18 protein-coding genes are annotated in these 22,732 nt (G+C 71.7%); 16 read left to right on the top strand and 2 right to left on the bottom strand.

Annotated elements, in window-relative coordinates; translation table 11 throughout:
- The first annotated feature begins 130 nt into the window (after positions 1 to 130).
- From A6A27_RS08545 to A6A27_RS08500, 10 genes are all read left to right on the top strand, one after another.
- On the top strand, positions 131 to 2,728 hold the full coding sequence (locus A6A27_RS08545) for a M64 family metallopeptidase (protein WP_073834000.1): 2,598 nt from the start codon (positions 131 to 133) through the stop codon (positions 2,726 to 2,728).
- A 394-nt stretch (positions 2,729 to 3,122) separates the two neighbouring features.
- Positions 3,123 to 4,487, top strand: coding sequence for an alpha/beta fold hydrolase (locus tag A6A27_RS08540; protein ID WP_083672501.1), 1,365 nt, complete (start codon positions 3,123 to 3,125; stop codon positions 4,485 to 4,487).
- The gene (locus tag A6A27_RS08535; RefSeq protein WP_198940240.1) at positions 4,408 to 5,805 is read left to right on the top strand and encodes an aminopeptidase P family protein; all 1,398 of its coding nucleotides are present in this window, start codon (positions 4,408 to 4,410) and stop codon (positions 5,803 to 5,805) included. Before A6A27_RS08540 ends, A6A27_RS08535 begins: the two co-directional genes overlap by 80 nt.
- Positions 5,806 to 5,852: 47 nt before the next feature.
- Positions 5,853 to 6,758 (top strand): dihydrodipicolinate synthase family protein, encoded by a 906-nt coding sequence (locus tag A6A27_RS08530; RefSeq protein ID WP_073833999.1) that lies wholly within the window; start codon positions 5,853 to 5,855, stop codon positions 6,756 to 6,758.
- Entirely contained in the window at positions 6,755 to 7,756 is a 1,002-nt protein-coding gene (locus tag A6A27_RS08525; RefSeq protein ID WP_073833998.1) for a proline racemase family protein, read from the top strand. Before A6A27_RS08530 ends, A6A27_RS08525 begins: the two co-directional genes overlap by 4 nt.
- Positions 7,753 to 8,436: a GntR family transcriptional regulator gene (locus A6A27_RS08520; protein ID WP_073833997.1), complete on the top strand. Its 684-nt coding sequence runs from the start codon at positions 7,753 to 7,755 to the stop codon at positions 8,434 to 8,436. The genes A6A27_RS08525 and A6A27_RS08520 overlap by 4 nt, the downstream gene beginning before the upstream one ends.
- Positions 8,433 to 9,593: an NAD(P)/FAD-dependent oxidoreductase gene (locus A6A27_RS08515; RefSeq protein ID WP_073833996.1), complete on the top strand. Its 1,161-nt coding sequence runs from the start codon at positions 8,433 to 8,435 to the stop codon at positions 9,591 to 9,593. The genes A6A27_RS08520 and A6A27_RS08515 overlap by 4 nt, the downstream gene beginning before the upstream one ends.
- A complete protein-coding gene (locus A6A27_RS08510) occupies positions 9,590 to 9,895 on the top strand; it encodes a (2Fe-2S)-binding protein (RefSeq protein WP_073833995.1) in 306 nt (101 codons plus the stop codon). Before A6A27_RS08515 ends, A6A27_RS08510 begins: the two co-directional genes overlap by 4 nt.
- Positions 9,879 to 11,372, top strand: a complete 1,494-nt coding sequence (locus tag A6A27_RS08505; protein ID WP_073833994.1) for an FAD/NAD(P)-dependent oxidoreductase — start codon at positions 9,879 to 9,881, stop codon at positions 11,370 to 11,372. Before A6A27_RS08510 ends, A6A27_RS08505 begins: the two co-directional genes overlap by 17 nt.
- Positions 11,365 to 12,894, top strand: a complete 1,530-nt coding sequence (locus tag A6A27_RS08500) for an aldehyde dehydrogenase (NADP(+)) (RefSeq protein ID WP_241825159.1) — start codon at positions 11,365 to 11,367, stop codon at positions 12,892 to 12,894. Before A6A27_RS08505 ends, A6A27_RS08500 begins: the two co-directional genes overlap by 8 nt.
- A gap of 75 nt (positions 12,895 to 12,969) precedes the next feature.
- Here the strand turns inward: A6A27_RS08500 and A6A27_RS08495 are convergent, their stop codons facing one another.
- Entirely contained in the window at positions 12,970 to 14,340 is a 1,371-nt protein-coding gene (locus A6A27_RS08495) for a CBM96 family carbohydrate-binding protein (RefSeq protein WP_073833993.1), read from the bottom strand.
- Between the two features lie 340 nt (positions 14,341 to 14,680).
- On the opposite strand from A6A27_RS08495, the gene A6A27_RS08490 reads away from it, so the two are divergent.
- Together A6A27_RS08490 and A6A27_RS08485 are read left to right on the top strand one after the other, a co-directional pair.
- Positions 14,681 to 15,526, top strand: coding sequence for an SGNH/GDSL hydrolase family protein (locus tag A6A27_RS08490; protein ID WP_073833992.1), 846 nt, complete (start codon positions 14,681 to 14,683; stop codon positions 15,524 to 15,526).
- Positions 15,527 to 15,825: 299 nt separating this feature from the next.
- Positions 15,826 to 16,704 (top strand): serine hydrolase, encoded by an 879-nt coding sequence (locus tag A6A27_RS08485; RefSeq protein ID WP_241825158.1) that lies wholly within the window; start codon positions 15,826 to 15,828, stop codon positions 16,702 to 16,704.
- Between the two features lie 53 nt (positions 16,705 to 16,757).
- On the opposite strand, the gene A6A27_RS08480 is transcribed toward A6A27_RS08485, so the two are convergent.
- On the bottom strand, positions 16,758 to 17,930 hold the full coding sequence (locus A6A27_RS08480) for an ROK family transcriptional regulator (protein ID WP_073833990.1): 1,173 nt from the start codon (positions 17,928 to 17,930) through the stop codon (positions 16,758 to 16,760).
- 132 nt (positions 17,931 to 18,062) lie between these two features.
- Here A6A27_RS08480 and A6A27_RS08475 point away from each other — a divergent pair, with 132 nt between their 5' ends.
- The 4 genes from A6A27_RS08475 to A6A27_RS08460 are packed head-to-tail and all read left to right on the top strand — an operon-like array spanning position 18,063 to position 22,724.
- Positions 18,063 to 19,193 carry a Gfo/Idh/MocA family protein gene (locus A6A27_RS08475; protein WP_073833989.1) on the top strand — a complete coding sequence of 377 codons (1,131 nt, stop codon included), beginning with the start codon at positions 18,063 to 18,065 and terminating at the stop codon, positions 19,191 to 19,193.
- Positions 19,190 to 20,692 (top strand): sugar ABC transporter ATP-binding protein, encoded by a 1,503-nt coding sequence (locus A6A27_RS08470; RefSeq protein ID WP_073833988.1) that lies wholly within the window; start codon positions 19,190 to 19,192, stop codon positions 20,690 to 20,692. The genes A6A27_RS08475 and A6A27_RS08470 overlap by 4 nt, the downstream gene beginning before the upstream one ends.
- Positions 20,689 to 21,714, top strand: a complete 1,026-nt coding sequence (locus A6A27_RS08465; RefSeq protein WP_241825157.1) for an ABC transporter permease — start codon at positions 20,689 to 20,691, stop codon at positions 21,712 to 21,714. The genes A6A27_RS08470 and A6A27_RS08465 overlap by 4 nt, the downstream gene beginning before the upstream one ends.
- A complete protein-coding gene (locus A6A27_RS08460; protein ID WP_073833987.1) occupies positions 21,711 to 22,724 on the top strand; it encodes an ABC transporter permease in 1,014 nt (337 codons plus the stop codon). Before A6A27_RS08465 ends, A6A27_RS08460 begins: the two co-directional genes overlap by 4 nt.
- Positions 22,725 to 22,732 lie beyond the last annotated feature (8 nt).

Genomic DNA, 22,732 nt, shown 5'->3' with positions numbered 1-22,732 from the left:
GCACGTAGACGTTGGACGGCCGGCGCCCACGGAAGTTCTGTCAGGTGTCCGGTGATTCCCGCTCGGTGCCGGAGGCAGCTTCCGGTGGCCGGCGGGAACGCCGGCGGATGAAGGTGAGGTGGAACAGCCAGTGAGATTCAAGGTCGCGGCCCTCGCGGCGCTAGCGTTGGTGGCCGGCTTGCTGACCGGCGCCGGCCCGGCGAGCGGCGCTCCGGCGGACGGCCCGCCGATGCCATTGCCCAGCCCGAAGGTCCATCCGATTCAAGTCACCGGCCCGGCGGCCGAGCGGCTGAATCTGATCATCCTCGGTGACGGCTACCAGTGGGACCAGCAGGGGATCTTCCTGAAGGACGTGGACCGCAACCTGGCCATCATGTGGGCCACGGAGCCGTTCCGGACCTACCGCGACTACATCAACGTGTACGCGGTGGAGATCGCCTCGATCGACTACGGCGTCCGGTGCGACCCGGACGGCCGGGTACGCCACCCGGACGGCACGATCCGGGACACCGGCCAGCGTGAGGGTCCGATCGACGCCAAGAACACTGCGCTGCGAATGATCTACCAGAACGGCTGTAATGACCCGCTGTCGCGCGGCACCGTCTACGGTGGGGCTCCGGTGAACTGTCAGAACTACGCCGCCTACTACCCAGCGGGTGTGAACCCGTGCGAGACCGGGAACCAGGCGCACAACCGGATCATCGACAACTACGTCGCACCGTTCCTGGGTATCCCGCGCACGGCGCAGAACCTGCAGACCCTGGCGATCTTCAACACGTTCACCTACGGCGGGATCGGCGGCACCCAGGCGACGACCTCGGGCGGCTCCCCGCAGGGCCCGCTAATCTCGTTGCACGAAATCGGCCACTCGCTCGGTACGTTGGCCGACGAGTACCCGTACTCGTCCCGCGACGTGGTGCGGCCCTGCTACACCGGCGGTGAGCCCAGCAGCTTCCACCACACCATCTACCGCGACCCGCAGAAGATGGTCGAGGACCAGCAGAAGTGGTGGCGCTGGATCGGCGAGGAGAGCCTGTCCGGCGGCACGATCGGGGTGCACGAGGGCGGCGGCACGTACCCGTGCGGCCAGCGCCGGCCTAGCGAGCACTCGATGATGCGCTGGATCGGGTTCGACTTTGACCAGATCGGCCTCGAGCACATGGTTGCCCGGGTGACCGGGATGCGTAACTCCGGGCAGATGAACGTCCGGCACAGCCCGTTGGGCACGGTGGCGTCCGACGGCGTGCTGTGGGTCGAGCCCGGGCAGCCGCGCTACCACGAGCTGCAGGTGACCTGGCGAGTCGGTGGTCCGAACGGCACCGTGCTCGACACGCACAACAGCACCAGCCTCGACCTCGGCGAGTTGGACCTGCCCGCCGGGACCGTGGTGCACGTCGAGGTGCGGGACCCGGTAGGGCCAGACGGCATCGACTGGGTTCGCAACCCGTCGACCGCCAACACGGCCACGAACTCGGGCTACAACGGAGCGCGGTTCGTGCAGACCCGGCAGTGGACGGTGGGTGACACCAAGGTGACCCCGTCGTCGCCGGCCGCGACCATCACCGGCTCCACGCCGAACACCCAGCCGGTCGCCGGCGACGAGGTGGTCTACGTGCGGACCAACCACCCGGCCGACCGGATCCTCGATGTGGCCTGGTCGCTGGACGGCAAGACGCTGCCGAACCCGCACAACAGCCGCAACCTCGACCTCGGCGCGCTGAAACTGGCGCCCGGCACCCACCAGCTGGCCGCCACGGTGACCGACCCGGCCGATCCGGGTGGCGTCTCCGACCGGATCGACTGGACGGCCGACAACGCGATGCCGACCGCGCCACGTACCCTGTCCGAGCCGCTGACCCGGCTCGGGGACAGCATGGAGCACCCGGTGTACTTCAACGGGTGGGACATGTGGCTGGACCCGCAGGACGACCACACCGGCTATGCCGAGGACCGTTATGTCGTTGGTCAGCTCCGGCTGAACAAGGACGGCTGGTTCAACTACTTCGGGTTCCCCGAGCAGCCGATGCCCGAGTCGCCGTTCCAGTTCCGTCACTCGGGCACGAACATCAAGGCCCTGACGTACGGCAACCTCGGTACCGGCGGCCTGTCGAAGGCAGCGTTCGAGCAGACCCTGCCCGACGACCACCCGGGCGGCGGGTTCGTGCCGGGGTTCGGCACGCACCTGGTCGAGCACCGGGCCATCGACGCGGCCGGCAACGTCGGCGAGCCGAGCGCCTACCGGGCCACGGTGCTGCCGGGCTCGTCGCCCGACTGCACGAAAACCCTGACCGGCCAGCAGCCGCGGGTCGTGGTCAGCGAGGGGGTGACCTGCCTCAAGGGTGCTCAGGTGAACGGTGGGGTGTCGGTGCGTCCGGGCGCTTCGCTGGTGGTCAGTGACAGCTCGATCGACGGCGGGTTGACGGCGACCGGCGCTCAGGCGGTGCAGCTGTTCGGCAGCACGGTGAACGGCCTCGCCCGGATCACCGGAGCCACCCGGGACGTGACCATCGCGGGCAGCACCTTCAACGGCTCGCTCACCCTGTCGGGCAACGTCCAGGTGACGGCCAACGACCGGTTCAGCCGGCTGGCCGGCGCCTACGGGCCGATCCTGGTCGGCAGCCGGGTCAACGGGCCGCTGAGCTGCACCGGCAACAGCGCGGCGGTGAAGGACTTCGGCGCGCCGAACACGGTGACCGGTGCCAAGGGCGGTGACTGCGCGGCTCTGTAGCGCGCCGTTGCTGCAACAGGAACATCTGGTGGGCCGGCAGTCGCCGGCCCACCAGTCTCTTACCGTTGTTGCCCTGCGCTGGATCGATCAGCCGAGTGCAATGTTACTGGGGAGGCTCTTCCGTGCCTCTTGTGGCTATCTATCCGCTTTGGGGGCCGCGGCACTCCGGCGAGCGGGGCCAGCCTGGGCCTCATGCCAACTCGCCGACGGCGATTGTCGTCGGGTCACGGCTGCCCGCCCCCGCTTGGCGGGCCGCGATCGGTTCCCCGTTGCCCCCTCTATGCAGTGCTCTTGGCTGCGTCTAGGATCAGTGCAATGGCACACCTTACTGGGGGGCGTTGATGGCAGCTGGGTGGCACAGTCCCGAGCGCGTCCGGCAGGAGAAGTGGGCCCGATGACCGTTACCGCGAGTTACACCATCCCCGGCATGCGGGTCCGCGATCACGTGACCGACGTGCCGCTGGACTGGTCTGACCCGGCGCGCGGCACCATCCAGCTCTTCGCCCGTGAGATCGTCGATCCGGTACGGGCCGGTGAGGATCTGCCGTGCCTGGTCTACCTCCAGGGCGGACCGGGCGGGAAGGGCCCGCGCCCGCTCGACCGGTCCGGCTGGCTCGGCCAGGCACTGCGCGACTACCGCGTCGTCCTGGCGGATCAGCGCGGCACCGGCCGCAGCACCCGCGTCGACGGTCGCCGGATGAGCGGGTTCGCGTCGGCCGAGGAGGCCGCCGACTTTCTCGCGTGCTTCCAGGCCGACTCGATCGTCGCCGACCACGAGCACCTGCGGAAGACCGTCTTCGGCGGCCGGCGCTGGTCCACCCTCGGGCAGTCGTACGGCGGCTTCCTCACGCTGACCTACCTGTCGAGGGCCCCGGAAGGCCTGAGTGCCTGCTACGTCACCGGCGGACTGCCCGGGCTCGACCCGTCGGCGGCCGAGGTCTACCGGCGCACCTATCCCCGGGTCGAGGCGAAGAACCGGGCGTTCTACCGGCGCTACCCCCACCAGGTGGCACAGGTGAGCCGGATCGCCGACCGGCTGGCCGAGGGCGATGTGCTGCTGCCCGACGGCGACGTGCTCACGGTCCGGCGGTTGCAGTCGCTCGGCATCGACTTCGGCATGAAACCCGGATACGAACGCATGCACTGGCTGCTCGACGAGGCGTTCACGGGGAGCGAGCTGTCGACGACCTTTCTGCACCAGGTGCTGGCCAGGACCTCGTACAGCGACAACCCCCTGTTCGCGGCCCTGCAGGAGAGCATCTACGGCCACGGCGCCGCCGCCACCGCCTGGGCGGCGCAGGCCGAACGGGTGCGGCACCCGCAGTTCGCCGAGGACGCCAGGCCTCTGCTGTTCACCGGCGAGATGATCTATCCCTGGATGTTCGAGGAGATCGCCGAACTGCGCCCGTTCCGCGGCGCCGTCGAGCTGCTGGCCGCCCGAGCGGAGTGGCCGCAGCTCTACGACCTCGACCGGCTGGCCGGCAACGAGATCCCGGTGGCCGCCGCCGTCTACTACGACGACATGTACGTGGACGCCGGCCTGCAGCTGGACACCGCGGCCCGGGTCGGCAACGTCCAGACCTGGGTCACCAACGAGTACGAGCACGACGGCATCGGCGACGACCGGGTCTTCACCCGGCTGACCGAGCTGGTCCGGGAACTGGGCGGAGGAGTCGCCGATGCGCACGGACCCGCGACCCGAGCCGATGGAGGACCGGGCCGGCCGGTTGGCCAGACAGGAGGAGTCGCAGTTGCGTGAAGGTAAGCCGCCGAAGCTGTCCGAGAACGCGGCGTTCGCGGAATACATGAACACCGGATGGGGCGTGCCGGACCGCACCCCGTCGGTTGTCCCCGGCGCCGCCGACGCAGCCGCCGCCCACCGGGCCCGGCTGGCCGAGGCGCTCCCGGGCCGGACCATCGTGCTGGCGGCGGGAGAGGCGCCCGTGCGCAGCAACGACACGACGTACGACTTCCGCCCGGACAGCGACTTCGCCTGGGTGACCGGCTGCGGGATCGAGCACGCCGTGGTGGTGCTGCGCGACGGCGACGCCACGCTCTACCTGCCACCGCCCGCTGTCCCCGGCGACTCCGGGTTCTGGACCGACGCCCGTTACGGCGAGCTGTGGGTCGGGGCCGCTCCGGGACCGGCCGACTGGGCGCGGGCGCTGGGCGTCGAGGTTCGGCCGCTGGCGGAGCTCACCGAGGACGTGACCCGGGACGAGGAGGTGGCCCGGACCCTCGCCGAACTGCGCATGTACAAGGACGAGTGGGAGATCGGGCAGCTCCGCGAGGCCGTGGACCGCACGGTCGAGGGCTTCGCCGCGGTCGTCCGCGAGATCCCCACCGCGATCGCCGGGCCCGGGGAGCGCTGGCTGCAGGGCACCTTCGACCGGTACGCCAGGGCGTACGGCAACGCCCCCGGCTACGCCACGATCGTCGGCAGTGGCCGCCACGCGCCCACGTTGCACTGGGTGCGCTGCGACGGCCCGGTCCTGCCCGACGAGGTGCTCCTGCTCGACATGGGCGTCGAGGTCAGGAGCTTCTACACCGCCGACGTCACCCGCACGTTCCCCGCCTCCGGCCAGTTCTCTCCGGCGCAGCGGCAGGTGCACGACCTGGTGGAACAGTCCCACCGGGCCGGGCTGGCGGCGGTCGGCCCCGGTCGCCGGTTCACCGACTTCCACCATGCGGCGATGGAGGTGATCGCGCGGGGACTGGCGGACTGGGGGCTGCTGCCGGTCTCCGTGGACGAGGCGCTCTCCGACACCGGCCAGCACCACCGGCGCTATCTGGTGTGCGGCATCGGCCATCACCTGGGGCTGGACGTGCACGACTGCGGCCGAGCCGCGGCGGAGGCCTATCAGGGCGCCGTCATGGCCCCCGGCATGGTGCTCACCGTCGAGCCCGGGCTGTACTTCCACGCGCACGACCTGACCGTGCCTCCGGAGCTGCGCGGGATCGGCGTGCGCATCGAGGACGACCTCCTCGTCACGCCGGACGGCATGGAGGTGCTGTCCCGCGCGTTGCCGCTGGAGGCCGACGGTCTGGAGAAGTGGATGGCGGCTCAGATCATGTGAGGTAGCGCGCTGTCAGACTTCTCGATCCGACCACCAAGGAGACCCCAATGACCACCCCTGCCAAGCCGTGGCGCGGCGTCAACGTCGCGACGGCACTGCCCTTCCATGACGACCTCTCCGTCGACTACGACTCGTTCGCCGAGCACGTGCGGTTCCTCGCCGCCGGCGGCTGCGACGGGGTGACGCCCAACGGCTCGCTCGGCGAATACCAGACGCTGACCCCGGAGGAACGGGCCCGCGTCGTCGAGGTGGCCGTCCAGGCCGCCCCCGCCGGGTTCGGTGTGATGCCGGGCGTCGCCGCCTACGGCGCGCTCGAGGCCCGCCGCTGGACCGAGCAGGCCGCCGCGGCCGGGGCCACCTCCGTCCTGCTGCTGCCGCCGAACGCCTACCGCGCCGACCGGGCGGCCGTCGTCGAGCACTACCGCGAGGTCGCCCGGGCCGGGCTGCCGGTCGTCGCCTACAACAACCCCATCGACACCAAGGTCGACCTCACTCCCTCGCTGCTCGCCGAACTGTTCCACGAGGGCCTGATCGTCGGCGTGAAGGAGTTCACCGGCGACGTCCGCAGGGCGTACCAGATCGCCGAGCTGGCACCTGGCCTGGACCTCCTGGTCGGTGCCGACGACGTGCTGCTCGAGTTGGGCCTCGCCGGAGCCGTCGGCTGGATCGCCGGCTATCCGAACGCGATCCCGGAGAGCACCGTGGAGCTCTACCGGCTGGCCACCTCGGGCGACCCCGCCGACATCGCCAAGGCGGTGCCGATCTACCGCGACCTGCATCCGCTGCTGCGCTGGGACTCCAAGACCGAGTTCGTCCAGTCGATCAAGCTGTCGATGGACATCGCCGGCCGCAAGGGCGGGGTCTGCCGTCCGCCGCGACTGCCGCTTCCGTCCGAGCTGACGGCCCGGATCACCGCCGACACCGAAGCCGTCCTGAGCAAGGGCTACCGATGAGGTCCCGCCGCACGTTCCATGCCGTCGACTCGCACACGGAGGGCATGCCCACCCGAGTCGTCGTCGGCGGCATGGGCACGATCCCCGGGGCGACCATGGCCGAGCGCAGGCTGTGGTTCATGGAGCACAGCGACGACATCCGCACCCTGCTGATGTACGAGCCGCGCGGCCACAGCGCGATGAGCGGGGCGATCCTGCAGCCGCCGACCCGTCCCGACGCCGACTACGGTGTGCTCTTCATCGAGGTCTCCGGGCTGTTGCCGATGTGCGGCCACGGCACCATCGGGGTGGCGACGGTCCTCGTCGAGACCGGGATGGTGCCCGTCGTAGAACCGGTGACCACGATCCGGCTCGACACCCCCGCCGGGCTGGTCGTCGCGTCCGTGGCGGTGCGCAACGGCGCGGCCGAGTCGGTCACCGTCCAGAACGTCCCGTCGTTTTCGTACGCGCTGGACCGGAAGGTGCAGGTGCCGGGCTTCGGGAACGTCGGATACGACATGGCCTTCGGCGGGAACTTCTACGCGATCGTCGAGCTGGCGGAGCTGGGGTTGCCCTTCGACCGGTCCCGCGCCGGTGACCTGCTGGCCGCCGGCTTGGCGATCATGGAGGCGGTGAACGAGCAGGACCCGCCGACCCACCCCGAACGCGACGACATCAGAGGTTGCCACCACGTCTATCTGAAGGCCCCGGGCTCCACCGCCTCGTTGTCCCGGCACGCCATGGCCATCCATCCCGGCTGGTTCGACCGTTCCCCCTGCGGCACGGGCACGAGTGCCCGGATGGCCCAGCTGCATGCGCGCGGCGAACTGGGCCTCGGTGAGGACTTCGTCAACGAGTCGTTCATCGGCACCCGCTTCACCGGCCGGCTGCTCGGCGAGACCACGGTCGGGTCGCTGCCCGCCGTGCTGCCCTCGATCACCGGGCGGGCGTGGATCACCGCGACCGCGCAGTTCCACCTCGACCCCACCGACCCGTTCCCTGCGGGGTTCCTGCTGTGAGCCCCGCGCCCGTCCCGGATCTGCCCGGCGTCGGCCGCAGGGAGAATCTCCGCGACCGGATCAGGGAGGCCCTGCGCGCCGCGATCATCTCCGGCAAGCTCGAGCCCGGCGTGGTCTACTCGGCGCCAGCGCTGGGCGCGCAGCTCGGCGTCTCGCCCACCCCGGTACGGGAGGCGATGCTCGACCTGGTGAAGGGAGGTCTGGTCGTCCCCCACCCGAACAAAGGCTTCCGGATCACCGAGGTGTCCGAGGAGGACCTCGACAACCTGGCCGCCGTGCGGCTGCTCATCGAGCCGCCGACCGTGCGGGACGTGGTGGCGGTGATCCCGAAGGAGGACATCCCCGAACTCCGGACGCTCGCGCAGGCCATCGTCGACGCGGCGGAGCGGGGCGACCTGGTCGGCTACATCGAGGCCGACCACGTCTTCCATCTGACCCTGCTGGGCTACAGCCGCAACCGGTTCCTGGTGGACGTCGTCGCCGACCTGCGCTCGCAGACCCGGCTGCTCGGCCTGACCCCGCTGCTGGAGAGCGGCAGCCTGGGCCGCTCAGCCGCCGAGCACCACGAGATCCTCGACTTCATCGAAGCCCGCGACCCGTCCGGGGCCGAGTTGCTGATGCACCGGCACATCGGCCACGTGCGAGGTCTGTGGGCAGGTGGCGCCAGGGACGCCACATGACCAGCGCGGATCTTGTGGTGGTCGGGGCGGGGGTCGTCGGCGCTGCCAGCGCCTACTTCGCGTCGCTGGCCGGGGTGCGGGTGGTCGTCGTCGATCGCGGCGCGATCGCCGGGGGCACCTCCAGCGCCGGCGAGGGCAACGTGCTGGTGTCCGACAAGGAGGCCGGCCCCGAGCTCGACCTGGCGTTGTACTCGCAGCGGGTCTGGCGCGAGGAGCTCGCGGAACACGCCGACCTGTGGGAGTTCGAGGCCAAGGGCGGCCTGATCATCGCGGCGTCGGAGCAGAGCGTCGCATCGCTGCGCGACCTCGCCGTCCGTCAGCGCCGGTGCGGTGTCGAGGTCCGCGACGTCGCGCGGACCGAGTTGCGCGACTACGAGCCGCACCTCTCCACGGAGCTCGCCGGCGGCGCCTTCTATCCGCAGGACGCCCAGGTTCAGCCCATGCTGGTCGCGGCGCAGCTGCTGCGGCTGGCCCGCGAGCGAGGGGCACAGGTGCGTACCCGCACCGAGGTGACGGGCTTCCTGCGCGACGGCACCCGGGTGACGGGCGTGCGGACCACCGGGGGCGACATCTCCGCCGGGGCGGTGCTCAACGCCGCCGGCACGTGGGCCGGCGGGGTCGCCGGGCTCGCCGGGGTGCGCGTCCCGGTGCTGCCCCGCCGTGGCTTCGTCCTGGTCACCCAGCCGATGCCGCCCCGGACGATCCGCCACAAGGTGTACGCCGCCGAGTACGTCGGCGACGTGGCCAGCTCCGACGCGGCCCTGCAGACCTCGCCCGTCGTCGAGGGGACCGCCAGCGGCACCATCCTCGTCGGCGCGTCGCGCGAGCGCGTCGGGTTCGACCGGACCGTCTCCGTCACCGCGATCAGCACGCTCGCGGCCAAGGCGATCGCGCTGTTTCCGATGCTTCGCGAGGTCCACGCGATGCGCACCTACCTCGGCTTCCGCCCTTACTGCCCAGATCACCTGCCCGTCATCGGTCCCGACCCCCGCGCGCCCGGCCTCTGGCACGCCTGTGGCCACGAGGGCGCCGGCATCGGCCTGTCCGCCGGCACCGGCAGGCTGATCGCCCAGGCGCTCGTGGGGGAGCGGCCGGACCTGGACCTCACGCCGTTCGCCCCGGACCGATTCGCGGACGCCGAGGAGGAACCCCGATGACCCACCAGATGACCTTTCGCGGCGTCACCGTTGCGGCGGAGCCCGGCCAGAGCGTCGCCGCCGCGCTGGTCGCCGCCGGAATCCACGACTGGCGCACCACCCGTAAGGGCGGCCGGCCCCGAGGACTGTTCTGCGGCATCGGCGTCTGCTTCGACTGCCTGATCACCGTCGACGGCGTCCCCGACCAGCGCGCCTGCCTGGTCGCCGCCGCCGAGGGCATGACCCTCGGCGACGAAGCCGAGGCCGGCGCGGACCGCGAGGACGCCGGAGACCGGAGGAACGCCGATGCCGCAGGTGCCTGACGTCGCCGTGGTCGGCGCGGGCCCGGCCGGCCTCGCCGCCGCCGTCGAGGCCGCGGAGGCCGGGCTCGGCGTCGCCCTGATCGACACCGCCGGGCAGCCCGGCGGACAGTACTGGCGACACTACGACGAGAAGCATGCCCGCCCCGACGATTCTGCCGGTCATCACGGCTGGCCGGTCTTCACCCGGCTGCGGGACCGCATGTACGCCCTCCGGGCCGCCGGCCGGATCCGTTACCTCCCCGGCCACCAGGTCTGGCTCGTCACCCGCGACGCCAGCGGCGCGTTCACCCTCCGGATGACGGCCACCACCGCCACGGCCGGCGGGACGGACCGCACACTCGTCACGGGGGCGCTGATCCTGTGCCCCGGGGGATACGACCGGCAGCTGCCCATCCCCGGCTGGGACCTGCCCGGCGTGATGACCGCGGGCGGGGTGCAGGCCCTGCTCAAGGGGCACCGCACCACGGCGGGACGGCGAGCCGTCGTCGCCGGCACCGGCCCGTTCCTACTTCCCGTGGCCACCGGCCTCGCGCGGGCCGGGGTGACCGTCGCGGCCGTCGTCGAGGCCAACGCCACGCTCGGTTGGCTGCGCGACCCGGTCGGCGCGATCTCCGCGCCGGGCAAGGGCGTCGAGGCACTGCAGTACGTGGCACTCATGGCCCGACACCGCATCCCGTACAAGACCAGAACGGTGATCCGCGAGATCCTCGGTACCGACCGGGTCGAGGCGGTCCGGCTCGCCAGGGTGGACTGTGACGGCCGCCCGACCGGGCCGGACGAGGAGCTGCCCGCCGACCTCGTGGCCCTCGGCTGGGGCTTCACCCCGTCGCTCGAGCTGCCGCTCATGCTCGGCGCGCAGACGGCGAAGGATGTCGACGGATCTCTCGTCGTGGCCGTTGACGACCGCCAGCGTAGCAGCGTCGAAGGGCTGTACGTCGCCGGCGAGGCGACCGGCGTGGGCGGCGCGGCCCTGGCTGTCCAGGAAGGACGGTTGGGTGCGTTGGCTCTCGCCGACGCACTGGGCCGTCCGGCCGATCCGGCCGCGATGAGGCGACTCGGCCGCGCCGTCCGGCGCGGGCGCCGCTTCGCCGTTGCCATGCACCGGACCTATCCGGTGCCGCGCGCGTGGCCGCAGTGGCTGTCGGAGACGACCCCGGTCTGCCGCTGTGAGGAGGTCTCGTACGGTGACCTGCGGCGGGCGCACGACGACCTCGGCGCGGAGGATGCGCGCACCTTGAAGATGCTCGCCCGGCCGGGGATGGGCTGGTGCCAGGGGCGGGTGTGCGGCTTCGCCACCGCCGGGATCGCGGCCTGCCTGAGCAGGCGCGAGACCACGCCCGGGGACCTGCGCAGCCTGGCCACGCGCAGCCTCGCCGTACCGGTGCCCCTGGGCGAGCTCGCTGCCCTGACCGAAGACACGACGCCCGTCGCGGCGGCCGGAGAACCGACGGAACAGAGAGGACGAGACGGTGAGTGACGTGCTGAGCATCGACCCGCGTACCGGAGCCCCGCGGGGACGCGTGGCGACCGAGTCGACGGCGGAGGACGTGGACGAGGCGGTGCGGGCCGCCGCCGCGGCCGCCCCGGCACTCAGGGACCCCGCCGCGCGGGCTGACCTGCTACGCACGGCAGCCGCGCTCCTGGAGAAGAACGGTGAGGAGATCATCGCGGCCGCCGATGCGGAGTCGGCGCTCGGCCGGGTACGGCTCACCGGCGAACTCGCCCGCACCTGCTACCAACTCCGCGCGTTCGGGGACGTGGTCGAGGCGGGCGGCTACCTGGACGTGATCATCGACCACGCCGACCCGCAGGCGGCGCCGGCGCCCCGCCCCGACCTGCGGCGCTACAAGGTGCCACTGGGCGTGGTCGCGGTCTTCGCGGCGAGCAACTTCCCGCTGGCCTTCAGCGTGCCGGGCGGCGACACCGCGAGTGCGCTGGCCGCGGGATGTCCGGTCGTGGTCAAGGCGCACCCGGACCATCCGGCCACCTCCGTCCTGTGTGCCCGGATCCTTCGCTCCGCGGCGGCCGAGGTCGGTTTGCCCGAGGACGTTGTCCGCCTGGTCCACGGTTTCGACGCGGGCCCGGAACTCGTCCGCCACCCGCTGACCGCGGCCGTCGGGTTCACCGGCTCGGTGCGCGGCGGCCGCGCGTTGTTCGACATCGCGTCCTCCCGGCCGCGGCCGATCCCGTTCCACGGCGAGTTGGGCAGCCTCAACCCGGTCGTGGTGACCGCACGGGCGGCCGAGACCAGAGCGGACGAGATCGGAGCGGGGCTTGCCGCCTCGTACACCCAGGGTCTGGGCCAGTTCTGCGTCAAGCCGGGCCTCGTCCTGCTCCCGGCGGGACCGGCGGGCGACGCCGTCATCCGGGCGGTCGTCACGGCGACGGTCCCGTCCGGGCCGCTGCTCGACCCGCGCATGCGCGCGGCGTTCCTCGCCGGAGTCCGCTCCCGGGCGGCGCTCCCAGGCGTCGCGGAACCGCTCGGGGCGGGTGAGGCCGGCGACGACGAGACCCCTCTGTCGGTCCGGCCGGGGTTGCTGACCGTCGCGGCGTCGCGGCTCGCCGAGGGCGGGCCGTACCGGGAACTGCTGGAGGAGTGCTTCGGGCCGGTGACCGTGCTGGTCCGCTACGGCTCGACGGTCGAGCGGGACGCGGTGCTCGGCGCCCTACCGGGCAACCTCACCGCGACCGTGCACCTGGCCGCCGACGAGCGGGACGCCGAGGCGGCGGAACTGGTCGCCGGGCTGAGCGGGATCGCGGGCCGGGTCGTCGTGGACGGCTGGCCCACCGGGGTGACGGTCGCCCCCGCCATGCAGCACGGCGGTCCGTACCCCGCGTCCACCAGCGGCTCGACCTCGGTGGGAAGCACAGCGATCGAGCGTTGGCTGCGCCCGGTCTGCTACCAGAACACCCCGGACCCGCTGCTCCCACCGGAGCTGCGCGAGGCCAACCCGCTCGGCCTTCCCCGCCTGGTCGACGGTGTCCCTATGACCTCGTAGCGATTCCTGCGGGTCCCGTGATCCCGCGAGGGCCGCCGGTGACGGACCGCCCTCGCGGGATCGATCGGGATGTTGTCAGTGGCAGTTGTTGGTGCCCCGGTCGGCGTAGCTCTTACCGGCCTCCGGCACGAACTCCCAATCGTAGCTGTTGGTGTGCAGGGTGAACTTCAGCACCCCGTACGTGTCGCTGTTGCGAGTCTCGCTGTTCGGCTGGATGGTGCCGAAGCCGTAGTGGCCGGCGCCGCCCATGCCGGCGACGAACGCCCGGATGCCGCGGGCATTGTCCAGTCCGCCGCTCGGGTTCTGCGGGGCGAACCGCTCGTACTGGTGGTTGTGCCCCCACACCACGACGTCGGCGTTGTGGTCGTACAGGGCCTGGTAGAGCGGCCGGGTCGAGGTGGACGGGCCGTGGTTGGCGCCCGAGGTGAACAGCGGGTGGTGCCAGTACGCGAGGGTGCACGGCTTCGTGCTGGCCGCCAGGTCCGTCCGCAGCCATTGCTCCTGTGCGGAGCCGGCGGACATGCTGACGTTGGAGTTCAGCGACACCACGTGCCAGTTGCCCACGTCGTAGGAGTAGTAGCCCCGCCCGGACGGGCCGGCGTTGGTGCCGAAGTAGCCGTAGTAGCCGGTGGCGCCGCCGGTGTTGTAGTCGTGGTTGCCCGGCGTGGGACGGGTGCGGGCCTTGTGCCGGCCCCAGGTCGGCTCGTAGTACGTGTTGAACTCGGCCGCCGTGCCATTTGTGTAGACGTTGTCGCCGGTGGTGAAGACGGTTCCGGAGATGTTGTCCAGCAGGGCGGCGGTGGCGGTGTCTCCCGAGCCGGAATCCGCGATGTCGCCCGCGCCCACCAGCACCGGATCGCTGCTCGACGTGCCGGTGGTCACGACCAACTGGGGTGCCGTGGCACCGGACTCGCGGGAGTCGTAGTCGGCACCGTCGCTGTTCGACGAGGTCACCCCGATGCTGACGGTGCCGTTGCCGGTGACCAGCCGGGTCACGTCCACCTCGTACCACGTGTTCCGGGCGACGCTGCCGAGGGAACCGAGGGTCACCCCGTCGATGGCGGGCTGGTTGTTCCAGGTGACCCCGGTCTCCGACCAGGTGGTGTTGGTCATGGCCTTGAAGGTGCCGCCGCTGGGGCTCTCGGCACCTGCCACGTCGTCGGTGTGGATGCGGAGCCGGGCGCTGCTCACCGGCGCGGTCAGGCCGTTGACCGAGAAGCGCAGGAACATCCGCTTGATCGGCGAGTTGTCGATGCCGAGCTGCGTCCTCGTGCCGTAGTTGGTCGAGGTGGCGCTGTTGTCCACATAGGTGTCGGCGACGGAGGTGAAGGTGGCAGTGGCGGCCATTGCCGGGCCGGCCACGGTCACCACCGCCCCGGTGGTGACTGTGGTCAGCGCGGCCATCGTTGCGACGGCCGTGGCAAGCCGGATTCGGCGGATACCCATGGTGATCCCTTCTCCCCGGGGCGGCTGTCCCGGGGTCATTGATCGACGAATGTAAGGATCCGCCGAAACGGCAGGGGCACGGCTGGGTGAACGGTGAGCATGCCGAGGGTTAGCTCTTTCGTCCGGGCGCCGGACATGCCGCCGGCTTCGTCGCCGGGTGCCTTCCGGTCCGAGGGTCGCCTCCGGCTTCGTGCCAAGTGGCCACTGCCCACTTGTTCGATTGAAGGAAACTTCCGCTCGATCTCTTGCGCGTGTCAGTGCTTGCCGCCGACAGTCTGGATCACCACCAGCCGTCGACTTCCGTCGATGCGCTCTCCCGGTGGGCAGCTGAGGAGGAAGCATGGCACCCGTCGCCCCCCGCCACAGAAGCCGCCTCGTCACACTCGCGGTCGCCGTCCTCGCCGGCCTGGCGCCGGCCGTGCTGTGGGCGCTGCCCGCGCAGGCGGCCGCGCCGCTCTACACCGCCCTCGGCGACTCGTACGCCTCCGGCGTCGGCACCCGCTCGTACTACTCCGACGGCACCAGTTGCTCCCGCTCGCCGTACGCGTACCCCGTCCTCGACGCGAACCAGATCGGCGCCAGCCTCACGTTCGCCGCCTGCTCCGGCGCGAAGGTCGCCGACGTGTCCAACAACCAACTCGGCAGCCTCAGCTCGTCGACCAGCTACGTCACGCTGACCGTCGGCGGCAACGACGCCGGATTCTCCTCCGTCATCACGCAGTGCGCCAAGCCGTGGCCGTACACCTGCTGGGGTGACATCGACAAGGCCAACACCTACATCCGGAACACCCTGTCCGGCACCCTGGACGCGCTCTACAACAAGATCCGCTCAAAGGCACCGTCCGCCCGGGTGGTGATCGTCGGGTATCCGCGCCTGTCCAACGAGAGCGACTGCCAGTCGCTGTCCCGGATCAGCCCGGGGGAGCAGGCGGCGCTGAACGACACCGCCGATCTGCTGAACGAGACGATCAAGGCCCGGGCGGTCGCGCACTCGTTCCCGTTCGTGGACCCCCGCGCCGCCTTCACCGGGCACGCCGTCTGCGACGCCGTCGAGTGGATCAACGGCCTGTCGAACCCGACCTCCGAGTCGTACCACCCGAACCGCACCGGCCAGTCGGGCGGATACGCGCCGCTGGTAAAGAGCGCCATGGCCGGCACCACGACGGCGGCCGCCGGCAAGGCGTAGTCACCGTCGGCGGTGCCGGCCGGTGCAGGCGGTGCCAAGGGCAGCGCGGCGCCTCGGGTTCGCCTAGGGTGGTCGGGCGGGATCGGTGATCACTTTCGGTCCCGCGCCGGCCATCTGCCGGTGGCCGCCGACGGTTCACGTTGGACGGGAGTAGAGGCGTGGCGAGCAGAGTGAATCGTAGGACCGCGCTGGGCGTCGGCACCATGGCCACCGCCGGTGCGGTACTCGGGCTGGCGAGCCCGGCCGCGGGGGCGTCGCGCGGTGCGTCCACTTCGCACGGCGGAGAAGGCGGATCCCCGGTGAACCACGTGGCGGCGGCCTACCAGCGGGAGCGGACCCGGGCTGGCGGAAACTGGTACTCGTACCTCAGCGTCGCCGGTGCCGGCGGCGCGCCCCGGGTCGCGGTGCAGGAGAACGCCGACACGGTGGTCGAGGCCTACAGCGTCAACAAGGTCGCGGTGGCCGTGGCGGTGCTGGACAAGGTCGACCGGGGCCTGCTCACCCTGGACCAGCGGGTGGAGGTCACGGCGGCGATCGTGGTGCCGGGCGGTGACGGCATCTTCGGCCTCGACACGGGATACCCCAGCTCGGTGACCCTGGGTCATGCGCTCGCCGCGCTGCTGACGGTCTCGGACGACACCGCTGTGCGGCTCTGTGGGCTGGTCTGCCCGGCCGCCGAGCTCAACCAGATCCTGATCGCCAAGGGGTTCCCCCACACGCAGGTTCAACCGGTCGCCAATCCGAACCGGTTCTTTCTCGGCACCAGCACCGCTCGTGAGACGCACGATCTGCTGCAGGCGCTGGTCGCCGGCACGCTGCTCTCGCCCGCCTCGACCACCTTCCTGATCAATCTGCTGCGTTCCCCGATCGCCTTCACCGACGGGATCCGGCGCACCATGTCCTCGGCGGAGCGGGCCCGGGTGGCCACGAAGGCGGGCTGGTTCGCCGACGCCCGCCACGAGGCGGGGATCGTCTTCGACGCGGCCGGCGCCCCAGTGCTGACCTACGTGCTGTTCGCCGACGGGCAGGCGGATTCCGACAACTTCGGCGCCACCCATCCCGCGGTGCAGGCCCGGGCAGCGATGGGCCCGAAGTTCCTGGCGGCGGTCAGTGGGGTGACCAATCCGGCCGCACCCGCCCGCCGACCGCGTACCTACCGGCCGACCAACGGCGGCTGACCCGGCCCGGCCCGTGCAGCCGCACCGACCGGTAGGGGTTCGCCCGGCGTGGATCAGGCCAGCTCGCGGTCGAGCACGGTGGGGGAGAGGACATGCTGGACGACCATCGCCGCGGCGCCGACCACGCCCGCGTTCGCGCCGGCCTGTGAGGTGACGATGCGCAGGCGCTCGGTGGCCAGCGGCAGCGAACGGCGGTAGATCGACTCCCGGACTCCCGCCAGCAGCATCTCGCCGGCCTGCGCGACCGCCCCGCCGATCACGATCAGCGACGGGTTGAACAGGCTGACTCCGGCGGCCAGCACCTCGCCGATGTCCCGGCCGGCCTGCCGTACAGCTTGGCCGGCGATCGGGCTGCCGGCCTGCACGAGGGCCACGACGTCGGCGTTGTTCGTCGCGTCGAGCCCGGCGGCGCGGAGCTTCGCGGCGATGGCGGGGCCGCTGGCCACGGCCTCCAGGCACCCGCTGTTGCCGCAGCGGCATTGCACGTCGTCCGCGTGTGGGGCCAGGATATGTCCGAGGTCGCCGGCCGCGCCGACGTCGCCGCGGTGCAGTTGGCCGTTGCTGATGAGACCGGAGCCGATGCCGGTCGCGACCTTGACGAAGATCATGTGCGCCTCGTCCGGGAAGCAGCGGACGTGCTCCCCGAGCGCCATCAGGTTGACCTCGTTGTCCACCAGGACCGGCACGGCGAAGTCAACCGCGATCCGCGCGGGCACGTCGTATCCGTTCCATCCGGGCATGATCGGCGGGTGGGTCGGCTTGCCGGTCGAGTGCTCGACCGGGCCGGGCAGTCCGATGCCGACGCCGGCGATGGGGGCGGCGGGGTCGTGGTTGGCGCACAGCCGTCGCCAGGTGTCGATGAGCAGGCTGAGCACCGCGTCGGGCCCGTCGGCGATGTCCAGGGTGAGCCTCTCGACGGCCAGCGGCTCACCGGTCAGGTCGGCGATGGCGACGGTGGCGTGGGTGGCCCCGACGTCGGCTGCCAGCACCGCCCGGCCGCGGGCGTTGAACACGAACCTGCTGGCGGGCCGGCCGCCGGTGACGGCGTCGCTGCCCCAGTCGGTCACCAGTCCGGCATCCGTGAGCGCGTCGAGGCGCAGGCGCACGGTCGACCGGGCCAGTCCGGTCTCGGTTGCCAGCTCGGCTCGGGTGCGTGCCTGCCCGTCGCGCAGCAGCTGAAGCAAGTCGCCGGGCGATGTCGGGGCGGCGCTGTGCCCATTGTTCATCCCCTAATTAAACCGAAGTGGCCGCGTTACGTCGGCTGGCGCGAGGGTTCGAGATGTTGATCATCTAAGTATGGTCGATGTAGATACATCTTTTGATTGACGATCGTCATAAGTGGACGTTACCGTCGTCACATGTCTGTGACCGATGTCATTACGGCGTCTGGTGGTGGCCTCGAATCCGACCAGCAGACGCTACGCGTGGCGGTGGTCGGCGCGGGGTTCATGGGCCAGGTGCACGCGGAGGCGGCCCGGCGCGCCGGAGCGACCGTCGTGGCGGCGGTGGCGTCGCGCCCCGAGGGCGCCGCCGCTGCGGCTCGCGCCGTCGGCGCGGACGAGGGCTACCCGAACCTGGCGGCCCTGCTCGACAATGCCGAGATCGACGTGCTGCACGTGTGCACGCCCAACGCGTCGCACGCCCCCGTGGCCGCCGCCGCGCTCGCCGCCGGCGTGCACGTCATCTGCGAAAAGCCCCTCGCCACGGGCAGCGTCGAGGCCACGGCGCTGATGGCGGCGGCCGGCGATCGGGTAGCCACGGTGCCGTTCGTCTACCGCTTCCACCCCATGGTGCGCGAGTTGCGCGCCCGGCTGGCCGCCGGAGAGGCGGGCGTCGTCGCCAGCGTGACCGGCGGCTACCTCCAGGACTGGCTGTCCCGCCCGTCCGACGACGACTGGCGGGTCGATGCCGCGGTCGGCGGGCCGTCGCGAGCGTTCGCCGACATCGGCTCGCACTGGTGCGACCTGTTCGAGTTCGTCACGGGCGACCGGATCGCCCGGCTGTCCGCGCGCACCGCGGTCGTGCACGAGCGCGCCCGCAGAGCCGGGGAGCCCACCGAGGACCTGGCCACCGTGCACTTCACCACGGCCGCCGGCATGGTTGGCACGCTGGTGGTGTCGCAGGTCGCCGCAGGCCGCAAGAACCGGCTGCACCTGGAGCTTTCCGGCACCGAGGCGAGCTTCGGCTTCGACCAGGAGGACCCGGAGCGGCTGTGGGTCGGCCGGCGCGAGGGCGGCCAGACGCTGCTGCGTGACCCTGGCACGCTGCACCCCTCCGCCGCGCGCTACGTCCGGCTGCCCGCCGGGCATGCGCAGGGCTACCAGGACTGCTTCGACGCGTTCGTCGCCGACACCTACCGGGCGGTGCGTGGCGCGGACGTCCCGGACGGGCTGCCCACGTTCGCGGACGGCCTGCGCGCCGTCCGGATCACCGACGCGGTGCTGGCCTCCGCGGCGGCGGACGGCGCGTGGACAGAGGTGCCGGCATGACGCCCGGCCCAACGACGAGCGCGCGGCTGACCGGGATCACCAAGTCCTTCCTCGGCGTGCCGGTGCTGCGCGGGGTGGACCTGGAGCTGCGGGGCGGCGAGGTGCACGCCGTGATGGGCGAGAACGGTGCGGGCAAGTCCACGCTGCTCAAGGTGCTGGCCGGGGTGCACCGGCCGGACGGCGGCACCATCGAGGTCGACGGCGCCGAAATGTCGTTCGCCGGTCCCACCGACGCGCAGCGGGCCGGCATCGCCATCATCCACCAGGAATTCACCCTGCTGCCGCACCGCAGCGTTGCCGAGAACGTCTACCTCGGCCGCGAGCCGGTGCGGCGGATGCAGGTCGACCGCCGGCGCATGATGGCCGACACCCGCGAGCTGCTGGACTGGCTCGGCGAGGACGGGATCGATCCGGCCGACACCGTGTCGTCACTGTCGGTGGCCCAACGACAGGTCGTGGAGATCGTCAAGGCGCTGTCGACCGACGCGCGGGTGCTGGGCATGGACGAGCCGACCGCCGCGCTCGCCGATCACGAGGTCGAGCTGCTCTACGACCTGGTGCGGCGGCTGCGCGAGCGGGGCATCGCGATCCTCTACGTCTCGCACCGGATGCGCGAGGTGTTCGACCTCTCCGACCGGATCACCGTGCTCAAGGACGGCCAGTTCGTGACCTGCGCCCCGACCAGCGAGCTGACCTCGGAGGACCTGGTCCGCCACATGGTGGGCCGTGACCTGGGCGAGTACTACCCGGACCGGGCGGTCCCCGACGACCTCGGGGCGGTCCGCCTCGCGCTGCGCGGCGCCGGCAACGACCGCCTCCGCGGCCTGAACCTCGAGGTACGTGCCGGGGAGATCGTCGGGCTGGCCGGGCTGCAAGGGTCTGGCCGCTCGGCGGTCGCGCGCGCCGTGTTCGGCGTCGAGCCGTTCACCCGCGGCTCGTTGGAGGTCGACGGAGCGACCCGGCGGGTGACCCGGCCCCGCACCGCCGTGCGCCTCGGGATCGCGCTGGTCACCGAGGACCGCAAGGGGGACGGGCTGGCGCTTGGGCAGTCCGTGCGGGACAACACGCTGCTGGTGCGCCGCGCCGCGCTGCGCGGCGGGCGCTCCCGCGAGAAGTCGGATGTGGCGGAGCTGCTCGACCTGGTGACCGTGGTGGCCCGCGGGGAGCACCAGGAGGTGCGCTTCCTGTCCGGCGGCAACCAGCAGAAGGTCGTGCTCGCCAAGTGGCTGGCGGTCGCGCCGAGGGTGCTGGTGGTCGACGAGCCGACGCGCGGCATCGACGTCGGCGCGAAGCGGGCCGTGCACGAGTTGCTGCGCGACCTCGCGCGGCGCGGGGTGGCGGTGCTGATGATCTCCTCGGAGCTTCCCGAGCTGATCGGGATGAGTGACCGGATCCTCGTCATGCACGACGGCGCGCTGGCCGGTGAGCTGCCTGCCGGCGCGAGTGAGGGGGCTGTGATGGCGCTGGCCACCGGACACGGGATCGGTGAGGTGGCGTGAGCATTCTTCGGGAGAACACGGTTCCGGTCGAGCAGAAGGCCATGGGGCCGGTGGTGCGTCGGCGGCTCACCCCGACCGTCATCGTCTACCTCGCTCTCGTCGCGCTGCTGGTCGTCGGCAGCGTGCTCGTCGGGCTGCGCGGCGAGGTCCTGCTCGACCAGGGCGGCATCCTCAACATCCTCACCCGGGCCACCGCACTCGGTCTGGTGGCGATAGGACAGACGATGGTGATCCTCACCGGATCCCTCGACCTGTCCGTCGCCTACCTGGTCGGCCTCACCTCACTGATCGCCGCGGAGACGATGGCCGGGCGGGACGGCATGCTCGTGCCCGGCGTGCTGCTGGCGCTCGCGGTCGCCGCCGGCGTCGGCCTGGTCAACGGGCTGGTCATCACCGTCCTCAAGGCCAACGCGTTCATCGCCACGCTCGGTGTGGCGCTGATCCTGCGCGGCTATCTCGAGGACAACTACACCGGCCCGGCCGGCGACGTACCGCGCGGCTTCCAGCACCTCGGCTACGACCGGATCGGCCCGATACCGGTCGCGGCGCTGCTCATGCTGGCCGCCGCCGCACTGGCCTGGTGGTACCTGTCGCGGACCCGCCCCGGCTACCACATGTACGCCGTCGGCGGCGACATCGAGGTGGCCCGGCTGTCCGGGGTGCCCACCCGCCGGGTCATCGTCACCGCGCACGTGCTGTGCTCGCTCGCCGCCGGTCTCACCGGGATCTACCTCGCCAGCCGGCTCGGGTCGGGGGCACCGTACGTCGGCACCGACGCCGGGTACGACCTGGAGTCCATCGCCGCCGTCGTGCTCGGCGGGACGCTGCTCGCCGGTGGCCGGGGCGGCGTCGTCGGCACGATCGGCGGCGTTCTCATCCTCGCCACCCTGGACACCATCTTCGACGACCTCGAGGTCGATCCGTTCTTCAAGGACGTGGTGCGCGGCGTCGTACTCGTGACCGCGGTCGCGCTCTACGCCCGCCGCATGATCGCCAGCCGCGGCCGTGGGAGGTTGGCATGACCTGGCGTCCCCGCCTTGCCGAGGGCACCGCGCCGGTGCTCGTCGTCCTGTTCGTGCTGCTGCTCGGGCTCGCGATCGCCGGACCGGCCTACGCCGAGCCGTCCGGCTACCTGGCGCTGCTCAAGCGGGCCGCGCCGCTGATGATCCTCGCGATCGGGCAGTACTTCGTCATCGTCTCCGGCGGGTTCGACCTGTCGGTTGGCGCGCTGGTGACCGCCGGGGTGGTCATCGCGGCCCGGCTGATCAACGGCAGCGAGTCCGCGACGGCGCGGGTGATCCTGCTCGTGCTCGGGTTCGGCCTGCTGGTCGGCCTGGTCAACGGGCTGGTCACGACAAAGCTCCTGGTGCCGTCGTTCATCGTCACGCTCGGCATGCTGCTGGTGCTCGACGGCGCGATCTTCCTGTGGACCGGGGGTGCCCCACGCGGCGCGCTGTCGGCCGGGTTCCGGATGTTCGGGCGCGGTGCCGTGGAGGTCCCCGTGCTCGGCGAGGTTCCCTGGTCGGTGCTCATCCTGCTGGCGATCCTGGTGGCCGCGGCGCTGTTCATGCGCGGCGGCACCGGCCGGGCGCTGGTCGCGGTCGGCGACAACGAGGCCGCCGTGCGGCTGTCCGGCGGCCAGGTCGACCGGCTCCGGTTGCTCGCGTTCGTCCTGTCCGGGCTGCTCGCGGCGGTCGCCGCGATCCTGCTGGGCGGGTTCGCCGGCGTCTCGGCGCAGGTCGGCGACGGCCTGGAGTTCCGGGCGATCACCGCCGTCGTGCTGGGCGGCGTGCTGCTCGGCGGCGGACGCGGGTCGGTGGTCGCGGCCGCCGCCGGCGCGCTCTCGCTGGAGTCCCTGTTCACGCTGCTGAACCTGCTCGGCGTGAGCGGCGCCCTCGAGTCGGCCGTGCAGGGCGTGATCATCATCGCCGCCGTCGCCTACGCCTCCCTCGGCAGCGGCGTGCGGCAGCGGCTGCGGTGGTGGCCGAAACAGCGGAGCAGCGCGGCACCCGCGCAACCTGCCTCCTCCTGAAGTCCCCA

This window comes from Micromonospora sp. CB01531, assembly GCF_001905095.1.
GTDB lineage: Bacteria > Actinomycetota > Actinomycetes > Mycobacteriales > Micromonosporaceae > Micromonospora.
This window is presented reverse-complemented; position numbering and strand designations above follow the sequence as displayed.

What these genes read in the sequence shown, in the direction of transcription:
- A6A27_RS08540 (WP_083672501.1), top strand. Translation starts at nt 3,123, where the DNA reads ATGACCGTTACCGCGAGTTACACCATCCCCGGCATGCGGGTCCGCGAT.
- A6A27_RS08535 (WP_198940240.1), top strand. Translation starts at nt 4,408, where the DNA reads ATGCGCACGGACCCGCGACCCGAGCCGATGGAGGACCGGGCCGGCCGG.
- A6A27_RS08505 (WP_073833994.1), top strand. Translation starts at nt 9,879, where the DNA reads ATGCCGCAGGTGCCTGACGTCGCCGTGGTCGGCGCGGGCCCGGCCGGC.
- A6A27_RS08475 (WP_073833989.1), top strand. Translation starts at nt 18,063, where the DNA reads ATGTCTGTGACCGATGTCATTACGGCGTCTGGTGGTGGCCTCGAATCC.
- A6A27_RS08495 (WP_073833993.1), bottom strand. Translation starts at nt 14,340, where the DNA reads ATGGGTATCCGCCGAATCCGGCTTGCCACGGCCGTCGCAACGATGGCC.
- A6A27_RS08515 (WP_073833996.1), top strand. Translation starts at nt 8,433, where the DNA reads ATGACCAGCGCGGATCTTGTGGTGGTCGGGGCGGGGGTCGTCGGCGCT.
- A6A27_RS08530 (WP_073833999.1), top strand. Translation starts at nt 5,853, where the DNA reads ATGACCACCCCTGCCAAGCCGTGGCGCGGCGTCAACGTCGCGACGGCA.
- A6A27_RS08460 (WP_073833987.1), top strand. Translation starts at nt 21,711, where the DNA reads ATGACCTGGCGTCCCCGCCTTGCCGAGGGCACCGCGCCGGTGCTCGTC.
- A6A27_RS08490 (WP_073833992.1), top strand. Translation starts at nt 14,681, where the DNA reads ATGGCACCCGTCGCCCCCCGCCACAGAAGCCGCCTCGTCACACTCGCG.
- A6A27_RS08480 (WP_073833990.1), bottom strand. Translation starts at nt 17,930, where the DNA reads ATGAACAATGGGCACAGCGCCGCCCCGACATCGCCCGGCGACTTGCTT.
- A6A27_RS08470 (WP_073833988.1), top strand. Translation starts at nt 19,190, where the DNA reads ATGACGCCCGGCCCAACGACGAGCGCGCGGCTGACCGGGATCACCAAG.
- A6A27_RS08510 (WP_073833995.1), top strand. Translation starts at nt 9,590, where the DNA reads ATGACCCACCAGATGACCTTTCGCGGCGTCACCGTTGCGGCGGAGCCC.
- A6A27_RS08525 (WP_073833998.1), top strand. Translation starts at nt 6,755, where the DNA reads ATGAGGTCCCGCCGCACGTTCCATGCCGTCGACTCGCACACGGAGGGC.